This is a genomic window from Zoogloea sp. (assembly GCF_044344315.1).
Taxonomy (GTDB): domain Bacteria; phylum Pseudomonadota; class Gammaproteobacteria; order Burkholderiales; family Rhodocyclaceae; genus Zoogloea.
In genome coordinates, this window is sequence record NZ_JBIJDC010000113.1 from 1 (window position 1) to 15,359 (window position 15,359).

The 15,359-nt window shown below is 68.6% G+C and carries 14 protein-coding genes; 9 read left to right on the plus strand and 5 right to left on the minus strand.

What is annotated here, in order from left to right; genetic code table 11:
• Positions 1 to 4 precede the first annotated feature (4 nt).
• The 7 genes from ACIQ09_RS18580 to ACIQ09_RS18610 all read left to right on the plus strand — a co-directional run bounded on the left by ACIQ09_RS18580 (position 5) and on the right by ACIQ09_RS18610 (position 5,596).
• Entirely contained in the window at positions 5 to 181 is a 177-nt protein-coding gene (locus ACIQ09_RS18580; protein ID WP_398313315.1) for a Com family DNA-binding transcriptional regulator, read from the plus strand.
• Positions 153 to 923: a DNA adenine methylase gene (locus tag ACIQ09_RS18585; RefSeq protein ID WP_398313317.1), complete on the plus strand. Its 771-nt coding sequence runs from the start codon at positions 153 to 155 to the stop codon at positions 921 to 923. Before ACIQ09_RS18580 ends, ACIQ09_RS18585 begins: the two co-directional genes overlap by 29 nt.
• Before the next feature lie 367 nt (positions 924 to 1,290).
• Positions 1,291 to 1,731, plus strand: coding sequence for an outer membrane lipoprotein-sorting protein (locus ACIQ09_RS18590; protein WP_398313294.1), 441 nt, complete (start codon positions 1,291 to 1,293; stop codon positions 1,729 to 1,731).
• Between the two features lie 107 nt (positions 1,732 to 1,838).
• Positions 1,839 to 3,149: a hypothetical protein gene (locus ACIQ09_RS18595; RefSeq protein ID WP_398313296.1), complete on the plus strand. Its 1,311-nt coding sequence runs from the start codon at positions 1,839 to 1,841 to the stop codon at positions 3,147 to 3,149.
• A gap of 69 nt (positions 3,150 to 3,218) precedes the next feature.
• Positions 3,219 to 3,746 (plus strand): MarR family transcriptional regulator, encoded by a 528-nt coding sequence (locus ACIQ09_RS18600; RefSeq protein ID WP_324461592.1) that lies wholly within the window; start codon positions 3,219 to 3,221, stop codon positions 3,744 to 3,746.
• 90 nt (positions 3,747 to 3,836) lie between these two features.
• Positions 3,837 to 5,144, plus strand: coding sequence for an NAD(P)H-binding protein (locus ACIQ09_RS18605; protein WP_398313298.1), 1,308 nt, complete (start codon positions 3,837 to 3,839; stop codon positions 5,142 to 5,144).
• Complete coding sequence (locus ACIQ09_RS18610) at positions 5,132 to 5,596, plus strand: DUF2269 domain-containing protein (RefSeq protein ID WP_296414216.1); 465 nt, start codon at positions 5,132 to 5,134, stop codon at positions 5,594 to 5,596. The genes ACIQ09_RS18605 and ACIQ09_RS18610 overlap by 13 nt, the downstream gene beginning before the upstream one ends.
• Here ACIQ09_RS18610 and ACIQ09_RS18615 read toward each other — a convergent pair.
• Positions 5,583 to 7,229 carry a diguanylate cyclase domain-containing protein gene (locus ACIQ09_RS18615; RefSeq protein WP_398313301.1) on the minus strand — a complete coding sequence of 549 codons (1,647 nt, stop codon included), beginning with the start codon at positions 7,227 to 7,229 and terminating at the stop codon, positions 5,583 to 5,585. The genes ACIQ09_RS18610 and ACIQ09_RS18615 overlap by 14 nt on opposite strands.
• 139 nt (positions 7,230 to 7,368) lie before the next feature.
• Between ACIQ09_RS18615 and ACIQ09_RS18620 the strand changes: the two genes are divergently transcribed.
• On the plus strand, positions 7,369 to 8,583 hold the full coding sequence (locus ACIQ09_RS18620; RefSeq protein ID WP_398313303.1) for an RtcB family protein: 1,215 nt from the start codon (positions 7,369 to 7,371) through the stop codon (positions 8,581 to 8,583).
• Between the two features lie 198 nt (positions 8,584 to 8,781).
• On the opposite strand, the gene ACIQ09_RS18625 is transcribed toward ACIQ09_RS18620, so the two are convergent.
• The 3 genes from ACIQ09_RS18625 to ACIQ09_RS18635 are packed head-to-tail and all read right to left on the minus strand — an operon-like array spanning position 8,782 to position 12,838.
• The gene (locus ACIQ09_RS18625; RefSeq protein WP_398313305.1) at positions 8,782 to 10,086 is read right to left on the minus strand and encodes a cobyrinate a,c-diamide synthase; all 1,305 of its coding nucleotides are present in this window, start codon (positions 10,084 to 10,086) and stop codon (positions 8,782 to 8,784) included.
• Positions 10,079 to 10,864 carry a uroporphyrinogen-III C-methyltransferase gene (gene cobA, locus ACIQ09_RS18630; RefSeq protein ID WP_398313307.1) on the minus strand — a complete coding sequence of 262 codons (786 nt, stop codon included), beginning with the start codon at positions 10,862 to 10,864 and terminating at the stop codon, positions 10,079 to 10,081. Before cobA ends, ACIQ09_RS18625 begins: the two co-directional genes overlap by 8 nt.
• A gap of 24 nt (positions 10,865 to 10,888) precedes the next feature.
• Positions 10,889 to 12,838 (minus strand): SAM-dependent methyltransferase, encoded by a 1,950-nt coding sequence (locus ACIQ09_RS18635; protein ID WP_398313309.1) that lies wholly within the window; start codon positions 12,836 to 12,838, stop codon positions 10,889 to 10,891.
• A 213-nt stretch (positions 12,839 to 13,051) separates the two neighbouring features.
• On the opposite strand from ACIQ09_RS18635, the gene ACIQ09_RS18640 reads away from it, so the two are divergent.
• Positions 13,052 to 13,783, plus strand: coding sequence for a carbonic anhydrase family protein (locus ACIQ09_RS18640; protein WP_398313311.1), 732 nt, complete (start codon positions 13,052 to 13,054; stop codon positions 13,781 to 13,783).
• Between the two features lie 78 nt (positions 13,784 to 13,861).
• Here ACIQ09_RS18640 and ACIQ09_RS18645 read toward each other — a convergent pair.
• Positions 13,862 to 15,359, minus strand: a 1,498-nt coding sequence (locus tag ACIQ09_RS18645; RefSeq protein WP_398313313.1) for a (Fe-S)-binding protein, incomplete at its 5' end; no start/stop codon positions are given.

Sequence of the window (15,359 nt, forward strand, 5' to 3'; positions counted from 1 at the left end):
GGAAATCCGCTGCTGCAAGTGCGGCAAGAAGCTCGCTGAAGGCACCTACATCGAGCTGAGCATCAAGTGTGACAGGTGCAAGTTCATTAACAACCTGAAGGCCATGAGCCTCCCGACTGGAGACCGAAATGGCCAATCCGATCATCCCCTGGATGGGGGGCAAGCGGCGCCTCGCCGATAAGCTCATCCCGATGTTCCCTGCTCACGAGTGCTACGTGGAGCTCTTCGCCGGCGGCGCCGCCCTGTTCTTCCTGAAGGGGCATCAGCCGCAGTGCGAGGTACTCAACGACATCAACGGCGAGTTGATCAACCTCTACCGCGTGGTCCAGCACCACCTGGAGGAGTTTGTCCGGCAGTTCAAGTGGGCGATCTCGTCCCGGCAGGTCTTCAAGTGGATGCAGGACTCACCCACCGAGCCAATGACGGACATCCAGAGAGCCGCCCGCTTCTACTATCTCCAGCACCATGCGTTTGGAGGCAGGGTATCCGGCCAGACCTTCGGGACCGCGACGACAGGGCCAGCCATCAATCTGTGCCGCATTGAGGAGAGTCTCAGCGCGGCTCACCTGCGCCTGGCCGGGGTCTATGTCGAGCATCTTCCGTGGGATGAATGCCTGCGCCGCTATGACCGGCCTCACACGTTCTTCTATGCCGATCCTCCCTACTGGGAGACCGAAGGCTACGGCGTTGGATTCGAGTGGGATCAGTACGAGCTACTGGCGTCGCTGATGGCCAGTAGCAAGGGTAAGGTCATGTTCTCGATCAACGACCACCCGCGGATCAGGGAGCGCTTTTCCGAGTTTCACCTGCATGAGGTCGACATTAGGTACAGCAACGGTAACCAGGCCAACGGAGCGCCGAAGATCAGTAGGGAGTTGGTGATAACCAACTGGGACGCAAGCAACGAAGGTGGCCTGTTCTAAAGCATGGTGGAGGGCTACACTGGCTGTAATTATTTACAGTTCTAGCCTGCCATGTATCCATTTACAACGTACTTTTTCCGGGTCCGCAACAAGGCTGGTGCGGACCCCGGCCGTCCGCGCGGAAAGACCTTCACAACGCTCTACCGTTTGACCGAAGCAGAGGCCCGCGAGCGCTACGAGGTAGTCGAGCGGCTCGACTGGTCTGCCCAGATAATCACCGGCCCCGCACCCCACACCAGCGCCTTCCTAACCCCACCCCGTCGCTCAACGTTACAGGACGACGATATCCCCGATCTTGATCTGGATTTGTAACGCGCCGCGTTGCCAAATATCCCGCAAATCTGTGCCAAATGTCCCGCGCGCTTACATGTCACCCCAGCAGCGCCTGCTCGGCCAGGCCTCCAACGGCGACGTGGTGACGGTGAACCTGGCCCGGGACTACCAGGCCACCAGCGCCGTGGAGGAGGACACCCAGGACGGCGACCGCCAGACCCGCCGCAGCCACCGCCTCAGCCTGTCCGCCAGCACCCCGGACGCCACTTACGCCCGCATCGACATGTGGGTGGACGCGGCCAGCGCCCGCCCCCTCAAGGCACGCTTCTATTCGGAAAGCGGCAAGCTCCTGAAGACCGCCTACTACCGGCGCTACCAGACCGTATTCGGCATCCAGCGCCCCACCGAGACGGTGATCATCGACGGCCTGGAACCCGACTGGGTCACGGTGATGCGCTACAGCGACTGGGTGAAGCGCGAGGTGCCCGAGACCTGGCTGCAGCGGGACTACCTGCCCCGCTTCAAGCCCGAATGAGGCTGTTTTCCTCAGTTCGACGCGTCGTCGGAGGGTCGATGTGGCCTCTTCCGTCGGCGCGACCTGTAGGGGCGACTTCAGTCGCCCATCGCGCATCGATCACCGGCATGCCCTTGATCGCAGTCCGCGGGCGACTGAAGTCGCCCCCACAGACCTCTCCGCCCACCCTCGGGCTGGCCGTAGTCCTACTGCTGGCTGCCAGCCCCCTGGCCGCCCAGGATGCCGACCTGGACGCCCTGCGCCTCGCCGACGCCGCACCCGATGAAGTACAGGCCCCCAGTGACTGGCGGCGCTTTGTGGAACTGGGCCTGGGGGGCAGCCAGCCCCGCGGTGGCGGCGACACCCGGAGCAACCGCCGCCTGTCCCTGGACATCCAGTACGACCACGCCCTGAACCGCGACTGGCGCGTCCTGGTGGCCAACCGCCTGGACCTCAGCCAGCCCGCCCTGCGGGGCAGCGAGGAGGCCATCAACACCCTCAAGGAAGCCTACCTGAGCGGGCGCCTGCAGCCCGACACCCTGATCGACCTGGGGCGCATCAACGTGCGCAACGGCGTGGCCCTGGGCTACAACCCCACCGACTATTTCCGCACCGGTGCCGTTCGCGCCGCCGTATCCGTCAGCCCCGCCAGCCTCAAGGAGAACCGCCAGGGCAGCGTGATGCTGCGGGGCCAGCACCTGTGGGAGGGCGGCTCCCTGAGCATGCTGCTCTCGCCAGGCCTGGCGCGCCAACCCGAGCCGGAAGGCCTCAACCCCGACCTGGGCGCCACCAACCGGCAGCACCGCGGCCTGCTGACCCTGAGCCAGAAGGTGGCCGGCTTCACACCCCAGCTGCTGGTGTACCAGGAGGAAGGCCGACCCACCCAGTTCGGTTTCAACCTCACCGGCCTCGTCACCGATGCCACCGTGGCCTACCTGGAGAGTTCTGCCGGACGCAGCCCCGCGCAACTGAGCCAGGCCGCGCCGGCCTTCTCTCCCTGCCGCTGCAGCGACTGGCACAACCACGTGTCCGCCGGGCTTACCCATACCACCGCCGACAAACTCTCCCTGACGGCCGAATACCACCACAACGGCGGTGGCCTCGATGAAGCCGACTGGCGACGCCTGCGCCAGGGGCCCCTGCCCCTCTACGGCCTGTACCGCCAGTGGGCCGGGGGCTCCCAGGAGATGCCCACCCGGCGAGCCCTGTTCCTGTACGGCGTGTGGCAGGACGCGCTGCTTCCCCGCCTCGACCTGAGCGCCATGCACCACATGGACCTCATCGACTGGAGCCGCCGCAGCTGGCTGGAGGCGCGCTACCACGTGGACCGCCTCGAATACGCCGCCCAGTGGCTGCAGCACCGCGGCGCGCCCCTGAGTGTCTTCGGGGCGCTGCCCGAGGCGAGGAGCTGGCAGCTGAGCCTGCGTTACTTCTTCTAGCCCGCTGGTCTGATTGCCGTCAGTTATTTCTGTATTGACAGAAATAACTGACGGCGTACCATGCGCCCCATGGAACTGAAACCGATAGCCGAACGCTTTGTGCTCCACTGGGGCGAGATGGGGTCACGCTGGGGCGTCAACCGCACCGTGGCCCAGGTCCATGCCCTGCTCTACCTGGCAGGCCGCCCCATGGATGCCGAGGAGATCACCGAAACCCTCGGTGTGGCACGCTCCAATGTCAGCACCAGCCTCAAGGAGTTGCAGTCCTGGAACCTGGTGCGGGTGGTGCACCTCAAGGGCGAACGCCGCGACCACTTCGAGACCTCGGCCGACGTGTGGGAGCTGTTCAAGCTGATCGTCGCCGGCCGGCGCCAGCGGGAGATCGACCCGACCGCCACGGCCCTGCGGGAATGCCTGGCCAACCCGGCCATCACCGATGAAGAGGAAGGCACACGCCAGCGCATCGAGGACACCCTCAAGTTCATCGAGATCATGAGCAGCCTGGCCGACGAGATGCTCCGCTACAAACCCGAGACCCTGATGAAGACCCTGGGCGTCAGCGCCCGCATCAGTCAGGCCATTCGCCGGAAGGAATAGGCCCCCAACGGGCAGGACGGGCTTCGCCGCCCGTTTTTTTGGCCCTTTTATTTCTGTTTTTACAGAAAAGTCTGTCATAAAGGATTGAAAATGCGCGAAGCACAACGCCCTCCGCCCTCCCGCCCGGTGACGCCGCTGAAGGTCCTGGTCTGCGGCGCCTCGGGATTTCTTGGCCGGGCCATCTGCACCCGTCTGAGCCGGGCCGGACACCAGGTGATCCGGGGCGTGCGCCAGGCCCGCCGCCCGGACGACATGGCCATCGACTTCCGCACCGACACCACCGTGGATCACTGGCGCGGGCGCCTGGACGGCATCCAGGTGGTGGTGAACGCCGTCGGCATCATCGCCGAAACCCGCGACAGCCCCTTCGACGCCCTCCACCATCGTGGCCCTGCGGCCCTGTTCGCGGCCTGCGTCGAGGCCGGTGTGGCGCGGATCATCCAGATCTCGGCCCTGGGCGCCGACACCGGGACCTCCGCCTACTTCCGCAGCAAGCACGCCGCCGACCAGGCCCTGATGCGTCTGCCCATCGCCTGGCAGATCCTGCGCCCGTCCCTGGTCCATGGCAGCGACGGCGCCTCCGCCACCCTGCTCCGCCAGCTCGCCAGCCTGCCCCTGCTGCCCGTGCCGGCCCTCGGGTCGGCCCGCTTCCAGCCCGTGCAGGTGGACGATGTGGCCGAGGCCGTGCTCCGGGCCATGGACCCGCACCAACCCGCCGGCCAGCAGATTGATGTGGTCGGCGCGACCCAGGTCAGCTTCGGCCGCATGCTTGAGCACTACCGGCACGGCATGGGCCTGGCCCCCACCCGCCAGCTACCCGTGCCCGCGCCGGTGATGGCCCTGGCCGCCCGCCTGGGTGGTGCCATACCCGGCGTGCCGCTTAACCCGGACACCTGGCGCATGCTGCAGGCCGGCAACACTGGCGACCCGACCGCCCTGACCCGCCTGCTCGGGCGGCCGCCCCGGGGCATCGCCGGCTTCATCCCCCCTGCCCAGGCCGAGACCCTGCGCGGGCGCGCCCTGGCGGCCTGGCGCACACCGCTGCTGCGCTACACCCTTGCCTTCGTGTGGCTGGCGACCGCCTGGGTGAGCCTCGCCGTGCATCCCCGCGACGCCAGCCTGGCCTTGCTCGCCGGGGTGGGCCTTGAGGGCGCCGGCGCGGTCGGCGCCTTGTACGCCGCTGTCGTCCTCGACCTGGCCATGGGCCTGGCCTGCCTGTTCCGCCCGAGCCGCCGCCTGTGGTGCCTGCAAGCCGCACTGGTGCTGGGCTACACGGCCATCATCGCCGTCGCCCTGCCGGCCTTCCTGTCCCACCCCTTCGGCCCGGTACTCAAGAACCTGCCCATCCTCGCCATCCTCCTCATCCTCATGTCGGAGCCGCAACCATGGACTACCTGAGCATCAAGACCCTGCACATCCTGTCGTCGGTGCTGATGGTGGGCACCGGCTTCGGCACCGCCTTCTACCTGTTCTTCGCCAACCGCTCGGGCTCGGTGGAGGCGATCGCCGTGGTCTCGCGCCTGGTGGTGAAGGCCGACTGGTGGTTCACCACCCCGGCGGTGATCATCCAGCCCCTCTCCGGCGCCTGGCTGATCCATCAGGCCGGCTATCCCCTGGATTCCCTGTGGATCCTCACCTCCCTCGGGCTGTATGCCCTGGCCGGGCTGTGCTGGCTGCCGGTGGTCTGGTACCAGATCCGCATGGGGAAGATGGCGGTGGCCGCCCACGCCGAAGGGCGGCCGCTGCCAGCCCGGTACTGGATCTACGCCCGCCGCTGGGAGCGGCTGGGCTACCCGGCCTTCTCGGCGATGGTGGTGGTGTACGTCCTGATGGTGTTCAAGCCCGTATGAAGGGCCGGACGGGCGCCTGGGGCATGCGTGGCCCGGGCGCGGTGACGTAGCGCCCGCGCCCGGCCTCCTTGGCCTCATACATGGCCCGGTCAGCGGCCAGCAGCACCGCTTCCGGTTCGTCGTCCGCCTCATTCAGGGCAATGCCGATGGACACACCCAGGGAGCACGAGACGCCCTGCAGCACCAGCGGCGGCGCGAGGGTGTCGATGCAGCGACTGGCCAGGGCCGCGATGTTCCCCTCCTCGTCCCGGGTCAGGTCGGTGACCAGCAGCACGAACTCGTCACCCCCCACCCGGGCCAGGGTGTCGCTCTGGCGCAGCACGCCGGACAGGCGGCGGGCCACTTCCACCAGGGCCTGGTCACCCACGCCATGCCCGAGGCTGTCGTTGATGGGCTTGAAGCCGTCCAGGTCCAGGTACAAGACAGCGATGCGCAGGCCGCTGCGGTGCGCCCGGGCCAGCCCCTGGCGCATCCGGTCGGCCAGCAAGGCGCGGTTGGGCAGGCCGGTGAGTTCGTCATGGTGGGCCATGCGCTCGAGCTTCACCTGGCTGCGGGTGAGCTTGTCGAGCAGCTGGTTGAAGGCGGTGGTCAGGCGCCCCACCTCGTCGTCGCGGACCACCGGCAGGGGGCGCAGGGGAATCTCGCCGTGGGTCATCCGGTCGGCCAGGGTGGCCGCATGCTTGAGAGGCCCGAGCATCATGCGGGCCATGAAGCCGACTACCAGGAACACCAGCAGCATGGCCGTGAAGCTGTGGCGGATCACCACGTCCTGGGCACGCCGGGCGGGGGAAAAGGCCTCGGCGGTGGGCATACGCGCCACCACGAACCACTCGGTGCCGGGCACGCTGACAATGCTCGACAGCTCCTCCACACCCTTCGCGTTGCGGGTGATGCCACTGCCCCGGAAACCCGCCATGGCCCGGTCATGGAGCAGATTGATGCCCGGGGCGGGGGTGGGCTTGAGCACCAGGTCCGGATCGCTCGCCGCAATGAAAAGCTTGTCGGCCGGCGAGATCAGCAGAAAGCCGCCGGTCTCGCCGATGCGGCCGTGGGTGATGCGGTCAAGGAAACCCGGCGCGCCCAGGGCTGTGATGCCAAGCAGCACCGCGCGCACACGGCCATCGGGAGTCTTCAGCGGCATGCCCATGGGCAGGATCGACTGCCGCGTGAACGCCCCCAGCCGGGGTCTGCCCAACCCGCCTTCACCCTGGGCGACGCGCATGAAATCGGGGCTGTTGGCGATGGATGAGCCGGCGCGGCCCGCCACCTTGGGATAGTCCGCCAGGACACGCCCGTGGGTGTCCACCACCAGCACGCCGAGGGAGAACACCGGATTCAGCTGGTAGCGCTCGCCCAGCCAGGCCTGCAGGGCGTCGGGCTGATCCAGCAGGGCCGGGGGCAGGGTCCGGGCAAGGCGCTCAAGGAGGCGCAGACGGTCCTGGATCCGGGCATCGATGTCCTGGGCCACCGCCTCCGCCATGGCGGTCTGCTGGGACGACACCAGCTCGGTCAGATCCTCGCGCAGGAAGCGCGCCTGGAAGTAATAGCGTGTGCCACCGCCGAGAATGACCAGCAGCAGGCCGAAAAGGACAAGACGGACGAGGAGGCTGTTGCCGAAGGGTTTCAGGTTCATGGGCCTGTCGGAGCGGCTCGGACCTGTACCGGGCGGCAGGCCAGGCCGGATGGTAGCGCCAATACCCCCTCGCCCCAAGGGGTCAACCCTGCAGGGGCGTTTCCGGCGAAACTGCGGCAATTGCCCCGCGAGACATGCCATGCCCCACCACGACACCCTTCCCGTTCCCGGCGGCGCGCCGATCAAGCTGTGGACCCGTGGCGTGCCGGTGGAGGATTCCGCCCGCCAGCAACTCATGAACACCGCCCGCCTGCCCTTCATCTACAAACATCTGGCGGTGATGCCGGACGTGCACCTGGGCAAGGGCTCGACCATCGGCAGCATCATCCCCACCATCGGCGCCATCATCCCGGCGGCGGTGGGGGTGGATATCGGCTGCGGCATGATCGCCGCACGCACCTCCCTGGTGGCCGCCGACCTGCCGGACTCCCTGCATCGCCTGCGCAGCGCCATCGAGGCCGCCGTGCCCCACGGCAAGACCTTCGGCAAGCGCGACAGCGGCGCCTGGAGCGAGGCCCCGGCGACCGTGGATGCCATGTGGCAGGCCCTGGCCCCAGGCTTCCGGCGCATCACCGACAAGCACCCGAAGCTGGCGCGCAGCAACAACCGCCTGCATCTGGGCACCCTGGGCACCGGCAACCATTTCATCGAGGTGTGCGTGGACGAGGCCGACGGGGTGTGGTTCATGCTCCACTCGGGCTCCCGCGGGGTGGGCAACGCCATCGGCAGCCTCTTCATTGAGCTGGCCCAGGCCGACATGCGCCAGCACCTGGCCAACCTGCCCGACCGCGACCTGGCCTACTTCACCGAGGGCAGCCGCCATTTCGACGACTACGTGGAGGCGGTCGGCTGGGCCCAGGACTACGCCCGACGCAACCGGGCGCTGATGATGGAGGCCGTGGTGGCCGCCACCCGCCGGGAGATCACCAAGCCCTTCAGTGCCGACGTGGAGGCGGTGAACTGCCACCACAACTATGTGCAGCGGGAGACCCACTTCGGCCGCGAAGTGCTGGTGACGCGCAAGGGGGCGGTGTCGGCCCAGCGGGGGCAGCTGGGCATCATTCCCGGCTCCATGGGCGCAAAGAGCTTCATCGTGCGCGGGCTCGGCCATGCGGAGGCCTTCTGCTCATGCAGCCACGGCGCCGGCCGGCGCATGAGCCGCACCCAGGCGAAGAAGCAGTTCAGCCTGGCCGACCAGGTGCGCGCCACCGCCGGCGTGGAGTGCCGCAAGGACGCCGACGTGATCGACGAGATCCCGATGGCCTACAAGGACATCGACGCGGTGATGGCCGCCCAGTCCGAGCTGGTGGAGATCGTCCACACCCTGCGCCAGGTGGTCTGCGTGAAGGGGTGAAGCGCAACGGGCGCCCCGGGTGCACCGAGGGTGGCTGGAGAGCCCGTGGGGGCGACTTCAGTCGCCCGCGGACTGCGGATCAAGGGCCTGCCTGTGATCGGCGCGTCTTGGGCGACTGAAGTCGCCCCTACAAATCGCCCCTACAGGAGAAGCAGCGTCGCCCCTGAAACGACGGCGCCCGGGTCTATTCGCCAGCGCTCAGGCGCCGAACAGGGCCGCCACTGCCGCCGGATTGGACGGGAAGTAGAAGTGCACGTAGGAGGCGGTGAGGCGACCAAGGCGGTAGATGGCCTCGCCCTCGCGGCCGGCCGGCGTCGTGGCACGGGCCAGGGGTGCCAGGGGCGTCTCGCTCTTCGAATAGTGGAAGGTGTGGCCGGTGAGGCGCCCTTCCGGCAGCTCGGCCACCTGGGTGCCGAGGGCGGCCAGGCGGGTTTGCATGCGGGTGTGGCCCGGCAGCAGCGCCGCGCCCGGATGGGCCGTGCCCTCCCGGTCGGTGAGGGTTTCGAACAAACTCATCATGCCGCCGCACTCGGCCAGCAGGGGCTTGCCGGCCGCCTGGTGGGCCTTCAGCCCGGCCTGCCAGCCGGCGTTGGCGGCCAGGGTTTCGGCGTGAAGCTCGGGGTAGCCGCCGGGCAGCCATAGGGCGTCGCAGTCGGGCACGGCCTCGCCGGCCAGGGGCGAGAAGAAGATCAGCTCGGCGCCGAGGGCCACCAGGGTGTCCAGGTTGGCCGGATAGATGAAGCCGAAGGCGGCATCCCGGGCGATGGCGATACGCCGCCCCTGCAGCAGCGGCGTTACGTGGGGCGCCGGCGCGTCGGGAAAGGCCACCGCCACCGGGCGGTCGGCGGCGGCGGTGCGCGCCAGGTGGTCGGCGAGGCGATCCAGGCGGGCGTCCAGATCGGCGATCTCGGCGGCCTGCAGCAGACCCAGGTGGCGCTCGGGCAGGGCGGCGTCGGCATCCCGCGGCAGGGCGCCATACCAGGCGATGCCGGGGCGCAGGCTGTCCTGCAGCAGGCGGGCGTGGCCTTCGCTGCCCACGTGGTTGGCGAGCACGCCCGAGAAGGGCAGGTCCGGCTGCCAGGTGGCGAGGCCATGGACCAGGGCGCCGAAGGTCTGAGCCATGGCCTTGGCGTCGATTACCGCCATCACCGGCACGCCGAAGAGGCGGGCGATGTCGGCCCCGGAGGGGCTGCCGTCAAACAGCCCCATCACCCCCTCGATGAGGATCAGGTCGGACCGGAGCGCCGCGGCGTGCAGGCGCCAGGCAGCATCGGCAGAGCCGCACATGCCCAGGTCCAGGTTGTAGACCGGCGCCCTGCTGGCCACCGCGTGGATCTGGGGGTCGAGGAAGTCCGGCCCACACTTGAAGACCGTCACGCGGCGCCCCTGGCGGGTGTGCAGGCGGGCCAGGGCGGCGGTGACGGTGGTCTTGCCCTGGCCGGAGGCCGGCGCAGCAACAAACAGGGCGGGGCACAGGGCGGGGTCGTGCAGGGGGCTATTCATCGGGGTGGAACCAGGCAAGGCGGGGCTGCAGGCTGACCACGTCGCCGACAATGGTCAGGGCCGGAGGCGTGATGCCGGCAGCCTTGACCGCGGCAGGCAGGCCGGCAAGATCGGAGGTGACGACCCGCTGCTCGCGGGTGGTGCCGCGCCGCACCACTGCCGCCGGCGTCGAGGCCGCCAGGCCGTGGGCGGTAAGCTGGGCACAGATCTCCGCCAGCTGGGTGATGCCCATGTAGAACACCAGGGTCTGACGCGGGCGGGCGAGCATGTTCCAGTCCAGGTCCACGGTACCGTCCTTGAGGTGGCCGGTGACGAAGATGCACGACTGGGCAAAATCCCGATGGGTCAGGGGGATGCCGGCGTAGGCGCCGATGCCCGCCGCGGCGGTGATGCCGGGGATGACCTCGAAGGGCACACCGGCCTTGACCAGCTCTTCCACCTCTTCGCCGCCTCGCCCGAAAATGAAGGGGTCGCCGCCCTTCAGGCGGACCACCCGGCGACCTTCGCCAGCCAGCCTCACCAGCAGCGCGTTGATGCCCTCCTGGGGCAAGGAATGGTTGAAGGCCTTCTTGCCCACGTAGATACGTTCGGTGGCTTCGGGCAGACAGGCCAGAATCTCCTTGCTGACCAGGTTGTCGTAAACCAGCACATCCGCCTCCAGCAGCAGGCGCGCGGCGCGCAGGGTGAGCAGCTCCGGGTCGCCGGGGCCGGCACCCACCAGGTAGACCCAGCCCGGCCTGGCCGGGGAACGTTCGCGGGGGAAGGAGGAATCGGGCACGTCAGCGCTCCAGCACGGAATGTTTCAGGATAGCGCCGGCTTGCACCACAGGGCCAGACGAACCGGCGCACTCGGCGCAAAGCGCAGGCGCCCGGCCACCGTCTCGCCCCGGGACAGGCTGAGCTCCTGCCACGCCGTGGCCGGCACCTGGCCGGCAAAGGCGAGGAGGTCGGCGCGGGCCTGGTCGTCCTCGGCGGTGGCCACCAGACGGCCACCGGGGGCGAGGCGCTCCCAGGCAGCGGCGAGCCACTCGGGCAGCCCCGCCGCCCCGCGGATGAACACCGCCTCAGGCATCGGCCACTCGCGACAGCGCTGGGGCGAGGCAGCGGGGATGGCCGAGAGGTTGTCGCCCACCCCGGCGCGGGCCATGCTCACGCCCAGCAGGGTCGGTTCGACGCCCACAGCGCGCACCCGGGCGGTGGGGACGGCGCGGGCCCATTCCAGAGCCAGGCTGGCTTCACCCTCGCTGATGGCCCAGCCGCTTTCCCAGGCGGCAGGCTGCAGCCAGGCCATGGCCAGGGCACGGGCGGCCAGGGGCAGCGCTGTACCGGCTTCGTCGCCGAAAGCGTCGTCGGACAGGCCGGGCAGCTCGGCAAAGACACCGGAGGACGGGCCGGTCGCCAGGATCAGCACCGCATGGGTGTCGAAGGCCTCACGCAGGTCCACCAGCTCGCTGGCCAGCCAGGCGCGGGCCTGCAGCCGGCCACTGGCAAACTCGCAGACCCACACGCGGGCGCCGCTAAAGCCGCTGTCCAGCAGCAGGCGGGCCACCGCCACCGGGGCAGCGGCATCGGCCAGGGGCAGGGCGAACAGGCAATGGGCGCGCAGCCGGCCGCGCAGGGCCGCCAGGGGCGCACGGCGCAGATCCACCACTGTGACCACCTCGGCCGACAGGCCCAGGGCGGCACAGGCGGCCTGCACGCGGCCCACGCCGGGCAGCACGCGCACATAAGCGGGGCCCAGGTCGGCCAGCAGTTCGAGGGCGGGGCCATCGCCCGCGCCATCACCGACCACCACCAACACACTGCCGGCGTGGCCAGCAGCACGCACATCCATGTGGGCGGAATCGGCGGCGCACAGCTGCTGGGGGGCCTCCAGGCCGAGGCCGGCGAGTCGGTCGAGGGCGTCGGCGGTGCCTAGGATCACCCGGGCTGCACGCAGGGTTTCAAGGGCCGCGGCGGACAGTACCGGCGGCAGCTCCAGGCCCAGGCTGACCACGGTCAGGGGCGGCAGGGGCTCGGGCGTGGCGGCAGGCTCTTCGGGTGTCGCGTCGACGGTGGCGTCCGCGTCGGCGTCGAACGGCACGAGGGCCTCGGACAGCGCCTCGGCGACGGGAGTCGTTTCGGGCTGCCCGGTCGCACCATCATCGGCCAGGCCCGACATCTCGATCTGCTCGCCGCGGGCAACTTCCCGCTCGGCGCCACCCTTGCCACGGCGGCGCTTGCGCTTGCGCCGGGGGCCGGCCGGGCCTTCGTTGTCAGCCGCGGTACCGGTCAGTTCGGACTGGGCTTCGTCGGCCTCGGTCTCGGCCTCGGTCTCGGCTGCAGGCGCTTCCGCCGCTTCGGCGACGATGGCGGCAAGCGGCTCGGGCTCCGGTTGAGGTACGGGGGCAATCTCGGCGAAGGCTTGCACGGCAGGCGCGGTAGGGAGGGGCGCCCGTTCCGGTGCCACCTCCGTCACGACCTCCGTCACGACCTCCGATGCGGCCTCAGGCGAGCCTTCAGTCAGCGCGAACAGATCGGCCGTGACCTCGCCGGACGGGGCTTCGGCCTTACTGGCCCGGGGCTTGCGCGGCGCACGACGGGGCTTGGGTTTGGCGTCGGTCGCGTCAGTATCGGGCGCCACCACCGGGGCTTCGGCCGGCGTGGCGACGCTCTTCTTTTTGCGCGGGCTGCGGGTAGGCGCCGTGCGCGTGGCGGGCGGGGCCACGTCGGTCAGGTCGGCCAGCGGGGCGGGATTCAGTTCGTCGCTCATGCTCGATCGGCCGCCGCTTGCGCGACCGGAAAAACGGGGGTCGCAGGATAGCACGAAGCCTTTTCAGGCCGCGGCCGGGAGACTCGACCCACCTCCGACCCTGCGCGTTTTTAGTATTTTTTTGATTCGGGCTCAAGTTCCTGTCGTTGCGCTCGAAATCCTGCAGGGCGCAGCACATCCGCCCTTGCTCGACAACAACATCCGGGAGACACCATGAAAACAAAGCACCTGCTCGCACTTGCAATTGCCCTGGCCACCACCGGCGCCGGGACAGCCCTGGCCGGCGACGACCACGGCGGCCCGGTCACGCCCAAGCCCTACACCGCGGGCGCCACCCTGACCAAGTCGGTCCAGGCCAGCATCACCCCCGACAAGGCCCTGGAGATCCTGAAGGCCGGAAACACGCGATTTGCGGCCAACAAGCCCCTCCGGCGCAACCTGAAGGCGCAGGTCCAGACAACGGCGCTGGGCCAGTTCCCGTTTGCCAGCGTGGTGGGCTGTCTCGACTCCCGTACTGGCCCGGAGCTGGTCTTCGATCAGGGAATCGGTGACATCTTCGTGGCCCGGGTGGCCGGCAACACGGTCAACGAGGACATCCTGGGCAGCCTGGAATACGCCTCCAAGGTGGCCGGCTCGCGCCTGGTGGTGGTGCTCGGCCACACCAGCTGCGGCGCCGTGAAGGGTGCCTGCGACGACGTGAAGATGGGTAACCTGACCGGCCTGCTGGGCAAGATCAAGCCGGCCGTCGCGGCGGCGTCGACCCCGGGCGAGCGCAACTCCCACAACCATGCCTTCGTGGGTGAAGTGACCGAACAGAACGTGAAGCAGGTGGTGCAGCGCATCCGCGACGAGAGCCCCGTGCTGAAGGCCCTGGAGGACGAAGGCAAGATCCGCATCGTCGGCGCCCTCTACGACACCAGCAATGGCAAGGTGATGTGGTACTGAACGCCGTCTGACCCAGCAAAAAGCACCAAGGCCCGCAACATGCGGGCCTTGGTGCTTTTGCGGACGACTGAAGGAGGCTTACAGCAACACGCGCTCGATGCCGCCCTGGTTGGCCTTGCCCACGTACTCGGACATCCAGTTGTCGCCAAGGATGTGCTTGGCCATCTCGACCACGATGTAGTCCGCATCCACGCCGCCCGCGTCGCCGGAATAGCGCGACAGGCCCTGCAGACAGCTCGGGCAGGAGGTGAGGATCTTCACCGGGGTGGCGGCGTCGGCGCCGCGGAGCTTCTCGGCACCCTTCTCGATCTCCTCCTGCTTGCGGAAGCGCACCTGGGTCGAAATATCCGGGCGGGACACGGCCAGGGTGCCGGATTCGCCGCAGCAGCGGTCAGACAGATCCACCCGCGTGCCCATCAGCTCGTTGGCCACCTTGATGCCGGAATGGACCTTCATCGGGGTGTGGCAGGGCTCGTGGTACATGTAGCGGGTGCCGGTGATGCCCTCCAGCTTGAGGCCCTTCTCCATCAGGTACTCGTGGATGTCGAGCAGCCGGCAGCCGGGGAAGATCTTCTCAAACTGGTACTTCTGCAGCTGATCCATGCAGGTGCCGCAGGACACGATCACCGTCTTGATGTCGAGATAGTTGAGCGTGTTGGCGACCCGGTGGAAAAGCACCCGGTTGTCGGTGGTGATCTTCTGGCCGGCATCCTCCTCGCCCGCGGCGGTCTGCGGGTAACCGCAGCACAGGTAGCCCGGCGGCAGCACGGTGGTGGCCCCCACCTGGTAGAGCATGGCCTGGGTGGCGAGGCCGACCTGGCTGAACAGGCGCTCGGAGCCGCAGCCCGGGAAGTAGAACACCGCCTCGGATTCGTCACGCCCGACCTTCGGGTTGCGGATCACCGGGACGATGGCATCGTCCTCGATATCCAGCAGCGCGCGGGACGTGCGCTTGGGCAGGCCGCCCGGCATGGGCTTGTTGATGAAGTGGATGATCTGGGCCTTGATGGCCGGCTTGCCCAGGGTGGCTGGCGGGTGCTGGACCTGGTCCTGGATCAGCCCGAGGCTCTTGCCGATGCGGTGGCCCAGGCGCTGGGCCTTGTAGCCCCAGCCGATCATGCCGGCACGGATCAGCTTGATGGTGGCCGGATCCTTGGCGGTGAGGAAGGCCATGGCCGCGGCCTTGCCGGGGTTGAAGGACTTCTTGCCCTGCTCGCGCAGCAGGTTGCGCATCTTGATCGACACGTCGCCGAAGTCGATGTCGACGGGGCAAGGCTTCTCGCACTTGTGGCACACGGTGCAATGGTCGGCCACGTCCTCGAACTCGGCCCAGTGGGCCAGGGACACGCCGCGGCGGGTCTGCTCCTCATACAGGAAGGCCTCGATCAGCAGCGAGGTGCTGAGGATCTTGTTGCGCGGGCTGTAGAGCAGGTTGGCGCGGGGCACGTGGGTGGAGCACACGGGCTTGCACTTGCCGCAGCGCAGGCAGTCCTTGATGTCATGGGAGATCTCGCCAATGGCGGTCTGCTCCATGATCAGGGATTCATGCCCCATCAGGTTGAAGCTGGGGGTGTAA

Bases quoted from the DNA above. Each gene is read 5' to 3' on its own strand.
- ACIQ09_RS18585 (WP_398313317.1), top strand. From the start codon at position 153: ATGGGGGGCAAGCGGCGCCTCGCCGATAAGCTCATCCCGATGTTCCCT.
- ACIQ09_RS18635 (WP_398313309.1), bottom strand. From the start codon at position 12,838: ATGAGCGACGAACTGAATCCCGCCCCGCTGGCCGACCTGACCGACGTG.
- ACIQ09_RS18600 (WP_324461592.1), top strand. From the start codon at position 3,219: ATGGAACTGAAACCGATAGCCGAACGCTTTGTGCTCCACTGGGGCGAG.
- ACIQ09_RS18640 (WP_398313311.1), top strand. From the start codon at position 13,052: ATGAAAACAAAGCACCTGCTCGCACTTGCAATTGCCCTGGCCACCACC.
- ACIQ09_RS18590 (WP_398313294.1), top strand. From the start codon at position 1,291: ATGTCACCCCAGCAGCGCCTGCTCGGCCAGGCCTCCAACGGCGACGTG.
- ACIQ09_RS18615 (WP_398313301.1), bottom strand. From the start codon at position 7,229: ATGAACCTGAAACCCTTCGGCAACAGCCTCCTCGTCCGTCTTGTCCTT.
- ACIQ09_RS18605 (WP_398313298.1), top strand. From the start codon at position 3,837: ATGCGCGAAGCACAACGCCCTCCGCCCTCCCGCCCGGTGACGCCGCTG.
- ACIQ09_RS18620 (WP_398313303.1), top strand. From the start codon at position 7,369: ATGCCCCACCACGACACCCTTCCCGTTCCCGGCGGCGCGCCGATCAAG.
- ACIQ09_RS18625 (WP_398313305.1), bottom strand. From the start codon at position 10,086: ATGAATAGCCCCCTGCACGACCCCGCCCTGTGCCCCGCCCTGTTTGTT.
- ACIQ09_RS18610 (WP_296414216.1), top strand. From the start codon at position 5,132: ATGGACTACCTGAGCATCAAGACCCTGCACATCCTGTCGTCGGTGCTG.
- ACIQ09_RS18595 (WP_398313296.1), top strand. From the start codon at position 1,839: ATGCCCTTGATCGCAGTCCGCGGGCGACTGAAGTCGCCCCCACAGACC.